The following is a 10,925-nucleotide window of genomic DNA, read 5'->3' on the forward strand; positions in this document are numbered from 1 at the left end:
GGTCGAAGATGGATAGGAGGTACAAACATGGAATTATTCAGTCATCTAGAAACAGAGGATTATGAGCAGGTGCTCTTTTGTCACGACAAACAATCAGGGTTAAAAGCGGTTATTGCAATCCATGATACGACATTAGGTCCAGCTCTAGGTGGAACAAGAATGTGGACATATTCCTCTGAACAAGAGGCTGTGATGGATGCGTTGAGGTTAGCGAAAGGGATGACCTATAAAAATGCAGCAGCAGGACTCAATTATGGTGGTGGGAAAACCGTCATCATAGGGGATCCAAAAACAGATAAAAATGAAGCGATGTTTCGGGCGTTTGGTCGCTACATTCAAGGGCTAAGCGGGCGATATATTACTGCAGAAGATGTAGGGACAACGGTAGAAGATATGGATTTGATCCACCTAGAAACAAATTATGTTGCTGGTATATCACCTGCTTTTGGTTCATCAGGAAATCCTTCGCCGGTGACAGCCTATGGCGTATATAAAGGGATGAAGGCAGCAGCCAAACAAGCATTTGGCACCGATATCCTAGAAGGTAAAACTGTTGCTGTTCAAGGTGTAGGGAATGTTGCTTATACATTATGTGAGTATCTCCATCATGAAGGGGCACATTTGATTGTGACCGATATTGACAAACAAGCAGTTGAGAAAGCAGTAGAGGCGTTTGATGCCAAAGCGGTTGAGCCAAATGCAATTTATGATGTGGATTGTGATATTTATGCACCATGTGCGCTAGGATCCACAATTAATGATAATACGATTCCAAGGTTAAAAGCAAAAGTGATTGCTGGGGCTGCAAATAACCAATTACAAGCATCTAAACATGGTAGGATGCTGTATGAAAAAGGGATCGTTTATGCCCCGGATTTCGTGATTAATGCTGGTGGCGTGATTAATATTGCAGATGAATTAAATGGGTACAACCGAGACCGAGCACTTAAACAAGTCGAAAAAATTTATGACCATTTGTCCAAAGTATTTGATATATCTAAACGAGATCATGTTTCCACCGATGAAGCGGCTGAAAGGATGGCGGAAGAACGAATTCAACTTTTGAGACGTTCTAGAAGTCAGTTTTTAATGAATGAAAAGAATCGTTTACGTTGGGGATAATGGAGGGCTTACTTTGCATTCAAAGCATCGAATAATCGTGATCAACCCAAGTGCCTATGCAACGAGGGTGGCAGTTTTTGAAGAGGAAATATGTATGTTTGAAAAGTCAATTCGTCACCCGTCTGAAAAAATCTCTTCCTTCCATGGTTATTCAGACCAAGCAGATTATCGAAAACAATTGATTTTACAGGAAGTAGAGTCTCAAGGTATTAATCTATCAAAATGTGATGCGGTTTGTGGTCGTGGTGGTTTGCTTCGTCCCATTGCTGGTGGGACCTATATCGTCAATCAGCCGATGTTACAAGATTTACATAATGGATATCATGGGCAACATGCCTCCAATTTAGGTGGCATTTTAGCATATGAAATTGCAAGTGGCTTAAACGTACCTGCCTACATTGTTGACCCAGTTGTTGTCGATGAGATGTCAGAAGTTGCACGAATAACGGGAGTGCCGGAAATTTCACGCGTAAGTATTTTTCATGCATTGAACCAGAAATCGGTAGCTAGACAGGTTGCCAGTGAACTTGGAAAACCTTATCAGGAAGCAAACTTTATCATTTGTCACATGGGTGGCGGTATCACGATTGGTGCACATAAGAATGGACAGGTGATCGATGTTAATAATGGATTGCACGGTGATGGTCCTTTGTCAGTTGAACGAGCCGGTACAGTTCCGGCGGGTGATTTAATTGACATGTGTTATTCAGGTGATTATTCCTATCAAGAGATGATGGATAAAATCGTTGGAAATGGTGGCTTGATGGCGTTTCTACGAACAGATGAGATCGATCGTATTGAAACGATGATTCATGAGGGGGATCATCAAGCAGAGTTACTTTATCAAGCAATGACCTATCAAGTAGCAAAAGAACTTGGAGCAATGGCAACTGTGTTAGAGGGGGAGGTTGAGGCGATTATTTTAACCGGTAAACTAGCATCACACACTAAATTGGTATCGACAATCTCTAATAAAGTTGACTGGATTGCAGATATTTTCGTCTATCCCGGTGAAAATGAACTACTTGCCTTAGCTCAAGGGACATTGCGAGTATTACGTGGTCAAGAACAAGTGAAAGAATATATTGTGCACTAGACAGGAGGTTTTTTAGTGGCAACAGAATATGATTTGGTTGTACTTGGTGGTGGAACAGGTGGTTATGTAGCGGCGATTAGGGCATCGCAATTAGGTATGAAAACCGCTATTGTTGAGACTGAAAAATTAGGTGGAACATGTTTGCATAAAGGGTGTATCCCCTCGAAAGCTTTATTGAGAAGTGCTGAAGTTTATCGACAAAGTAAACAAGCATCCCAATTTGGGGTTGAACTTGGGCAAACAAAAATTAATTTTTCACAAGTTCAAGCGAGAAAACATCAAACTGTCGAGACACTGTATCGCGGTGTGGTTGGGTTAATGGAAAAGGGGAAAATTGATGTTTATCAAGGGTATGGACGAATCTTAGGTCCGTCTATTTTTTCACCAACAGCTGGCACTGTTTCTGTGGAATACACAGATGGTAGTGAAAACGAAATGCTTATACCAAAATACTTACTGGTAGCTACTGGTTCTAAAGCTCGAACAATTACTGGACTAGAACCTGATGGTAAGACGATTCTGACATCTGATGAAGCTTTAGACATGGAGCACCTGCCTACTTCTATTATTATCGTTGGCGGTGGAGTGATTGGCGTTGAATGGGCGTCGATGTTAGCGGATTTTGATGTAGAGGTTACTGTCATCGAATATGCAAACAATATATTACCTCAAGAAGACCAAGAAATTTCAAAACATATGGCACGGCGCCTAAAACAAAAAGGTGTAACGATCGTGACAGGTGCTAACATTACAAGTCAGCCAATTCATGATCAATCAACCGTGTCCATCGTGGTGGAGCAGAACCATCAAAGTACAACATTTCAAGCTGAAAAGGTGTTAGTTTCAACTGGCCGAAGAGCAAATACGAACCAAATTGGCCTCGACAACACGGATGTTGCCGTTGATGAGAATGGCTTCATTAAAACGAATACTTTCTATCAAACGAAGGAGTCCCACATTTATGCCATTGGAGATGTCATTGGTGGGATGCAACTTGCTCATGTTGCTTCTAGTGAGGGGATAACGGCTGTTGAACATATGATGGAAATGGATCCGTTTCCGATAAGTTATCAAAATGTTCCGTTATGTATTTATTCAGACCCTGAAGTTGCCCGTGTTGGTTTAACGGAACAACAAGCCGAGCAACAAGGGTATGACATCGACACTAGCAAGGTCTCTTTTAAAGCAATTGGAAAAGCGCATGTCCATGGAGATACCGATGGATTTGTGAAGTTGATTAAAGATAAAGCAACGGATGATTTGTTAGGGGTGCATATGATCGGTCCACATGTTACCGAATTGATTTCAGAGGCTAGTTTAGCAAAGTTGTTTGATGCAACACCATGGGAAATGACACAATCGATTCACCCGCATCCGTCCTTATCAGAAATTATTAGCGAAACTGCTTTAGCAGTGGAAGGGAGGAATATTCATGGTTAATACAGACGAGCAAAAAAAGATGATGGAGAATAGACACCACCGACTTGGTCTTTCCGATAACGATATATTAGAGATGTATCGAACGATGTTGTTAGCGAGGAAAATTGATGAGCGGATGTGGTTGTTAAATCGGGCCGGGAAAATTCCATTTGTTGTTTCCTGTCAAGGTCAAGAAGGTGCTCAAGTTGGAGCATCCTTTGCCCTCGATACTAAGCGTGATTATGTACTTCCATATTACCGAGACTTAGGTGTTGTGCTTGCATTTGGGATGACAACGAAAGACTTAATGCTTCAAGGATTTGCAAAAGCGGAAGATCCGAACTCTGGTGGACGACAAATGCCAGGGCATTTTGGTCAGAAGAAAAATCGCATTGTGACAGGTTCCTCCCCAGTAACGACGCAGGTACCACATGCTGTTGGAATTGCGCTTGGGTTTAAAATGGAACAAAAAGATTTAGTAAGTTTCGTCACTCTTGGGGAGGGGTCTTCCAATCAAGGTGATTTCCATGAAGGTGCGAATTTTGCTAGTGTTCAAAAACTTCCAGTTATTTTTATGGTGCAAAATAATCAATATGCCATCTCGGTTCCGTTAACGAAGCAAGTTGCTTGTGAGAAAATTTCTGATCGAGCGATTGGTTATGGCATGCCTGGGGTTACCGTTGATGGGAATGACCCGTTAGAAGTCTATCAAGCAGTGAAAGAAGCAGCTGACCGCGCAAGACGAGGAGAAGGTCCGTCGTTAATTGAGACTGTCTCCTATCGCTTAACGCCTCATTCTAGTGATGATGATGATCGGAGTTATCGAGAGAGAGGGGAAGTGGATGCAGCGAAAGAGAAAGATGCTGTACTTACGTTTGCTCATTATTTAAGAGAGCATAACATTTTGACAGAACAAGTGGAAAAAACGATGCATGATGAAATGAATCAAATCATTAATGAAGCGACGGAATATGCCGAACAGGCAGCATATGCAGAACCAGCTTCGATTTATAACTATGTGTATGGAGAGTAAGGAGGGAGAAAAGTATGCCAGTTATTTCCTATATTCAAGCAGTGACACAGGCGCTCCAAGAGGAAATGGAACGTGATGAAAAAGTATTTGTATTAGGAGAAGATGTTGGTGTTCGGGGGGGCGTTTTTCGTGCAACTGAAGGCCTTTATGAGAAGTTTGGTGAATCACGCGTGATCGACACGCCGCTCGCGGAATCAGCAATTGCTGGTGTTGGAATTGGTGCTGCAATGTATGGGATGCGCCCAGTAGCTGAGATGCAGTTTGCTGATTTTATTATGCCTGCAGTCAATCAAATTATTTCCGAGGCAGCTAAAACACGATATCGTTCGAATAATGATTGGACATGCCCTGTTACGATTCGTGCGCCATATGGTGGGGGAGTTCACGGAGCGTTATATCATTCACAATCTGTTGAAGCGGTGTTTGCCAATCAACCAGGTTTAAAAATTGTGATGCCATCAACACCATATGATGTGAAAGGGTTACTGAAAGCCGCGATTCGTGATGAGGATCCAGTACTTTTCTTTGAACATAAACGAGCATATCGGTTAATAAAAGGAAATGTTCCCGAGGCGGATTACACCATTCCGATTGGGGAAGCAGATGTTAAACGAGAAGGGGCGGATATTACAGTCATCACGTATGGACTTTGTGTTGATTTTGCCTTACAAGCTGCAGAAAAACTAGCCACGGATGGAATTGATGCTCATATTTTAGACTTGCGGACCATTTACCCGCTTGATCAACAAGCGATTATAGAAGCTGCGTCAAAGACTGGAAAAGTATTATTGCTTACAGAGGATAATAAAGAAGGAAGTATTATTGGGGAAGTAGCGGCTATTATAAGCGAGAATTGTTTATTCGACTTGGATGCACCAATCAAGCGCTTGGCTGGACCTGATGTTCCATCCATGCCATATGCACCCACAATGGAAAAAGAGTTTATGATGAATCCTGAAAAAGTTGAGCATGCCATGCGTGAACTTGCAGAATTTTAATATAAAGGAGGGATTTCCGTGGCAATAGAAAAAATACATATGCCCCAACTTGGTGAAAGTGTAACCGAAGGAACGATCAGTACATGGCTAGTCAATGAAGGGGATTATGTGAATAAATATGATCCAATTGCAGAAGTGACAACAGATAAAGTCAATGCAGAAGTACCATCTTCATTTAGTGGAACGATTAAAGAGTTGCTTGCAGGTGAAGGAGAAACGATAGCGGTGGGAGATTTAATGTGTCATATCGAAGTAGCGGACCGTCAATCTAACGTGGAAACAGTCGATCACTCTGAGGTTTTATCAACCAACACACCATCTTCCAATCAAGAACAATCGTTGAAAATGCGCTATTCACCTGCTGTCTTACGACTTGCGCAGGAACATAATCTTGATCTTCAACTAATTACTGGATCTGGTCGTGGCGGAAGAATTACACGAAAAGATGTAGAAAAAGTGATCCGAGAAGATACACTTGTAAAAGAGAAGCAAGAGCATCGTGCAACAGAAAAAAACACAGAAAAAGTGTTAGAGCATGATGCAACACAGGAACCAGTAGATGACAAGCCAATTCCACCAATGAATCCTGGTATCACTACGGCAAATGGTGATAAGGAAATCCCTGTTACTGGAATCCGAAAAACGATTGCCCAAAATATGGTGCGATCCACTACTGAAATTCCACATGCATGGATGATGATTGAAGTGGATGTGACAAACTTAGTAAAATACCGAAATGCTGAAAAGGATTCATTTAAAGAGAATGAGGGCTACAATTTGTCGTTTTATGCTTTTTTCCTTAATGCGGTTGCGAAAGCATTAAAGAAATACCCGCAATTAAATAGTTCTTGGAAAGGCGATAAAATTGTTCAACGGAAAGAGATAAACCTGTCGATTGCGGTTGCACGAGACGAAGAATTGTTTGTACCGGTAATTAAAAATGTTGATGAGAAAAGCATCAAAGGAATTTCTAAAGAAATTGATACTTTAGCTAAGAAGGCGCGAAATGGGAACCTCACACCGCAAGATATGCAAGGTGGTACATTCACTGTAAATAATACTGGTTCGTTTGGTTCCGTACAATCAATGGGTGTGATCAATTATCCGCAAGCGGCTATTTTACAAGTGGAGTCGATTGTGAAGCGACCAGTGATTATTCAAGATATGTTTGCTGCCCGGGATATGGTGAATCTTTGTTTATCCCTTGATCATCGTGTGTTAGATGGGGTTATTTGTGGTCATTTCATGTCCCATATTAAGGAGATATTAGAAAACATTTCACCAGAAACGACACCAATTTACTAAACCTCATACTATCGCTGTTGCAATTGGTAGAATACCAGTGCAATATAATGGTTCAATAAACGTGGGGAAGAGCAATTGTTCGTCAGTTGCTGAACAAGTACGAACATGAAGTGCAGCAAAAATATATAAACAAAAGAGAGCGCGGAAAAGAGAAACATACCCATTGAATAGTGAAGTTTTATGTCGGCAAAAACCTTTCCAAAATTGGAGAGGTTTTTTGTTTAAGGTATACTCTCTTTTATATATACATACATTATCTTGGTTGTCTTTGATTGAAGAAAAGGCTCTCAAAAATTAAAATGATAGGTGAGTGAACTAAGGGGGCGAAAGGATGTTTAAAAATAGTAGTGGTCAAGTTCGAGCAGGGTGGATGATTTTACTGGCATTGATTGTTATGTTTGCTGCTCAAGGACTTTTTATGGTTCCTGGTTTTGTTTTATTTGATCTGCTACAAACAACTACAACAGATATGATGTCAGGATTAGATCGTCATCCGTGGATTGCATTAATCATTCAGGGCGGAGGAACTTTTGGTGGTCTTTTGATGACGTTAATGTTTTGGCGCTTTGTTAATAAGCGAGCAGTGAAAGAAATAGGATTCAACAAGCGAGGAAAAGATTTATTATTTGGTTTGTTGCTTGGAGCAGCATCGATTACAGCTATTTTTTTACTTTTATTCATAACTGGGAATGTGGAATTACTTAATCGATTTTCAGCGCCTGAATTTTCTACATATACTATTACTTTTTTCATTTTATTTATCTTAGTCGGTTTTTTTGAAGAGATCTTTTTCAGAGGGTATGTCATGTCGACGATGGTTAATAGAGGGAATTCGAAGTGGTTAGTTTATATCGTCTCTGCGTTATTATTTAGTGTTGTGCATGGGACTAATCCAAATGTAAGTTTGTTTGGGTTAATAAATATTTTACTTGTTGGACTCCTATTTGCTTATATGTTCGATGTTACTAAAAGTCTATGGTTAGCAATCGGTTATCATATCACCTGGAATTACTTCCAAGGAAATGTGTTTGGTTTTGCGGTAAGTGGTACAGTGCCACATGGTATATACAATGTGGATGTTTCGAACGGTAACGATTGGTTAACGGGTGGTTCGTTTGGCCTTGAAGGTGGTTTACTAGCGACCATCTTTATTTTACTAGGATTTGTTGTTACCAATTGGTATGTGAAGTGGCAAAAGGTGGCTAATAGTTTGTTTTAACGTACTTCCGAAAGAAGTCTCCCTCTTCAAGTGTGTGAAGGGTGAAGCCCAATGGTAGGGGGAGGAAAACAAGAGGATTAGAGTGTAAAAGTGGGTAAATTACATGTTTTTTTTGTTTATTTTTGGGTAATCTATGTTTAGGTGATGTATATGAAAGCGACGGAATTAGAAAGCAAACGATATGGGAAAGCATTAGATGAAATGATTGATTTATATAATAACATCGAATATGATACACCCATTATTCAATTTAGTGATGACGTAGAAGAAAATATTGAACGAGCCAAGAAAAAATATGGGGATGAAATGGTTGATGAAAAGATTAATACAGTTGTAAGGGAAATGTTGTCTTGGTTGGATTTGGACGGTATCGAATTAGATGGTGAAGTAGAGGAGCAAGAAGATTTGATAGGTGAGGAAGAGCAAGACGACGAATAGTGAGGATGTTCAAAATCCCAAAAATAATATGGCGGGTTTGTAGTTGCCTTGCTTTTCAGGCATATGTAACAACATACGCTCAATCCGTGTGAGATACGTTGCTTCGAACTTCTCGGTCATTTTTATCCCGGTGCAACCAACTTCCATAAGACTCCACTTCAAAATATCAAGTGAGGTAACTTTCGCTTTCACCTCGAATGGTTGGTCTCCCTTGTGGTACTGATATTCAGTGGGGAAGAGCAAGAAAACCCCACTGAGTGAATACGCACTATTAAAAAGTATTTATTAATAACATCAGTAATGTCGATTGTTCAAAATAAATAGGATATTGGTCCATGCCAATATCCTATTTATTTGTTTAATTAAGACCACATTAATACGACAGCAATTGTTCAAGCTTTCAAAGACGCTTAAATAATGAGTACATCAACAATCTCTGCTAGACCTAGGTAATGGATTTTTTCTTCTGTTTGAATTTCTAGTCGTCCCATGTTGGGGCGGTTGATAATTCCTTCTATTACTTTAATTCTGTGATTATCATAATATTGGATACTAACATCAAGTGTGTGTTTCATCGCTTCTTGAATGGTTTGGTTCATTTGGTCATAGTGATCTACACTTAAATGTGGTTTTTCTATATAGCGTTCCTTTTTCCAGTAGTCATTTAACATTTCTATATGTTCTGGCATCATAAACGCCGTCCATTTTTTCGAACCACGATCATTTACATTTGTCACTTTTTAATCACCTCGAGGGAACATGTGTTCTGTACGACTAGTATATGATATTTATTAGTATTTTACAAGAGGTTCCAGGTTTGCAATCCACTTCATTTTAGTTTATCTTCATTGGTAATATGGTTATCTAGATAGGAGGGAACAATATGGAACAGTTCGATCAATCCCTAGAAGTACTGATCGAAAATGCAGGGTGGTTAGCTCCTGTGCTTTTTATTCTCATACATATTTTACGTCCATTATTGTTTTTGCCTGTCATTGTTGTGTGTATTGCTGGCGGTGTCTTGTTTGGTTTTGTTGAAGGAGCATTATTATCATTTATCGGTTTATCCTTAATGAGTTTGATTTCTTATCAATTAGTAAATAAATTTCCGAAATTTCGAAGTGGGATTGCACGTCTAAAGCAAAAGGTATTCCAAGATCGAACGATTTCTGTTAGTCAAGTGATGATTTTGCGTATTACACCATTTATCCATTTTCACCTTCTTTCTTTTTATTTGATGGAAATGACGAAATCATTTAAGGAATACATGTATTATTCTATTTTAGGGATGATTATGCCAGCTATTCTGTATACGGCATTTGGTGAGGCGATAACAACATTACCTTGGTATTTAACAGGAATGCTGTTTCTTTTTCTTTTGATTATTTATGTTTATTTAGACAAAGTTCATAAAAACCCACCCAAAACAGATGATGTGAACTAGTAACAGATTTACCCTCTCATATTAAGAGTAAGACTATTGTTTATGTTCATACTTAATAGGGAATCGGTCAGTAGGAGGGGGCGATGGAGTGGAGTTTATTTTGCTCTTTTCCTCACTGAATGCTAGTTGCGTCAGGATAAAATATAACAAAAAAGTTATTGACCAGTCGATGAATACATGGTATATTATTAATTGTCGCCGAAACGATAAAAAGTGAAATTATTGTTCTATCATTTTGAGTGATGGTATGGTAATGAATATCACTTTGGTGAAAGGCGAAAAATGACAAAAACAACAAGTTGTTGACAAAACGTAAATAACTTGTTATGATGATAAAGCTGTTGAGAAACGGCGTTTTGATCTTTGAAAACTGAACAAAACAACCAGTATGAAACAGATCGGGTAAGACGTTTCGTTCATTTGAAACGATTAACCTTGAATCAATTTTTAAAAGCTAGTTTTTGAAACGAGCAAGCAAGCTCATTATTTTATGGAGAGTTTGATCTTGGCTCAGGACGAACGCTGGCGGCGTGCCTAATACATGCAAGTCGAGCGCGGGAAGCAAGTAATCACCCTCCGGGGTGTGCGCTTGTGGAACGAGCGGCGGACGGGTGAGTAACACGTGGGCAACCTGCCTGTAAGATTGGGATAACTCGCGGAAACGTGAGCTAATACCGGATAATACTTTCATTCGCATGAATGAAAGTTGAAAGATGGCTCCAGAGCTATCACTTACAGATGGGCCCGCGGCGCATTAGCTAGTTGGTAGGGTAATGGCCTACCAAGGCAACGATGCGTAGCCGACCTGAGAGGGTGATCGGCCACACTGGGACTGAGACACGGCCCAGACT

The 10,925-nt window shown here is 40.0% G+C and carries 10 protein-coding genes and 1 rRNA gene; 10 read left to right on the forward strand and 1 reads right to left on the reverse strand.

Annotated features, from left to right (window positions below):
* The first annotated feature begins 27 nt into the window (after positions 1 to 27).
* The 8 genes from FCI53_RS03560 (at position 28) to FCI53_RS03595 (ending at position 8,630) form a co-directional block, all read left to right on the forward strand.
* The gene (locus tag FCI53_RS03560) at positions 28 to 1,122 is read left to right on the forward strand and encodes a Leu/Phe/Val dehydrogenase (protein ID WP_138415897.1); all 1,095 of its coding nucleotides are present in this window, start codon (positions 28 to 30) and stop codon (positions 1,120 to 1,122) included.
* Positions 1,094 to 2,218, forward strand: coding sequence for a butyrate kinase (buk, locus tag FCI53_RS03565; RefSeq protein ID WP_138415899.1), 1,125 nt, complete (start codon positions 1,094 to 1,096; stop codon positions 2,216 to 2,218). Before FCI53_RS03560 ends, buk begins: the two co-directional genes overlap by 29 nt.
* Positions 2,219 to 2,233: 15 nt before the next feature.
* On the forward strand, positions 2,234 to 3,658 hold the full coding sequence (lpdA, locus tag FCI53_RS03570) for a dihydrolipoyl dehydrogenase (protein WP_138415901.1): 1,425 nt from the start codon (positions 2,234 to 2,236) through the stop codon (positions 3,656 to 3,658).
* On the forward strand, positions 3,651 to 4,670 hold the full coding sequence (locus tag FCI53_RS03575; RefSeq protein WP_281279497.1) for a thiamine pyrophosphate-dependent dehydrogenase E1 component subunit alpha: 1,020 nt from the start codon (positions 3,651 to 3,653) through the stop codon (positions 4,668 to 4,670). Before lpdA ends, FCI53_RS03575 begins: the two co-directional genes overlap by 8 nt.
* 14 nt (positions 4,671 to 4,684) lie before the next feature.
* Entirely contained in the window at positions 4,685 to 5,668 is a 984-nt protein-coding gene (locus tag FCI53_RS03580; protein WP_138415903.1) for an alpha-ketoacid dehydrogenase subunit beta, read from the forward strand.
* A gap of 18 nt (positions 5,669 to 5,686) precedes the next feature.
* Entirely contained in the window at positions 5,687 to 6,973 is a 1,287-nt protein-coding gene (locus FCI53_RS03585; RefSeq protein ID WP_138415905.1) for a dihydrolipoamide acetyltransferase family protein, read from the forward strand.
* Between the two features lie 331 nt (positions 6,974 to 7,304).
* A complete protein-coding gene (locus tag FCI53_RS03590) occupies positions 7,305 to 8,192 on the forward strand; it encodes a CPBP family intramembrane glutamic endopeptidase (protein ID WP_138415907.1) in 888 nt (295 codons plus the stop codon).
* A gap of 150 nt (positions 8,193 to 8,342) precedes the next feature.
* Positions 8,343 to 8,630, forward strand: coding sequence for a protein mistic (locus FCI53_RS03595; RefSeq protein ID WP_171038045.1), 288 nt, complete (start codon positions 8,343 to 8,345; stop codon positions 8,628 to 8,630).
* Between the two features lie 410 nt (positions 8,631 to 9,040).
* Here the strand turns inward: FCI53_RS03595 and FCI53_RS03600 are convergent, their stop codons facing one another.
* On the reverse strand, positions 9,041 to 9,367 hold the full coding sequence (locus FCI53_RS03600) for a YolD-like family protein (RefSeq protein ID WP_138415910.1): 327 nt from the start codon (positions 9,365 to 9,367) through the stop codon (positions 9,041 to 9,043).
* Positions 9,368 to 9,513: 146 nt separating this feature from the next.
* Between FCI53_RS03600 and FCI53_RS03605 the strand changes: the two genes are divergently transcribed.
* Together FCI53_RS03605 and FCI53_RS03610 are read left to right on the forward strand one after the other, a co-directional pair.
* Positions 9,514 to 10,074 carry a TVP38/TMEM64 family protein gene (locus FCI53_RS03605; protein ID WP_138415912.1) on the forward strand — a complete coding sequence of 187 codons (561 nt, stop codon included), beginning with the start codon at positions 9,514 to 9,516 and terminating at the stop codon, positions 10,072 to 10,074.
* A gap of 487 nt (positions 10,075 to 10,561) precedes the next feature.
* A 16S ribosomal RNA gene (locus FCI53_RS03610) occupies positions 10,562 to 10,925 on the forward strand; the annotation flags it as partial.

It is taken from the genome of Aquibacillus sediminis (assembly GCF_005870085.1).
GTDB lineage: Bacteria > Bacillota > Bacilli > Bacillales > Amphibacillaceae > Aquibacillus_E > Aquibacillus_E sediminis.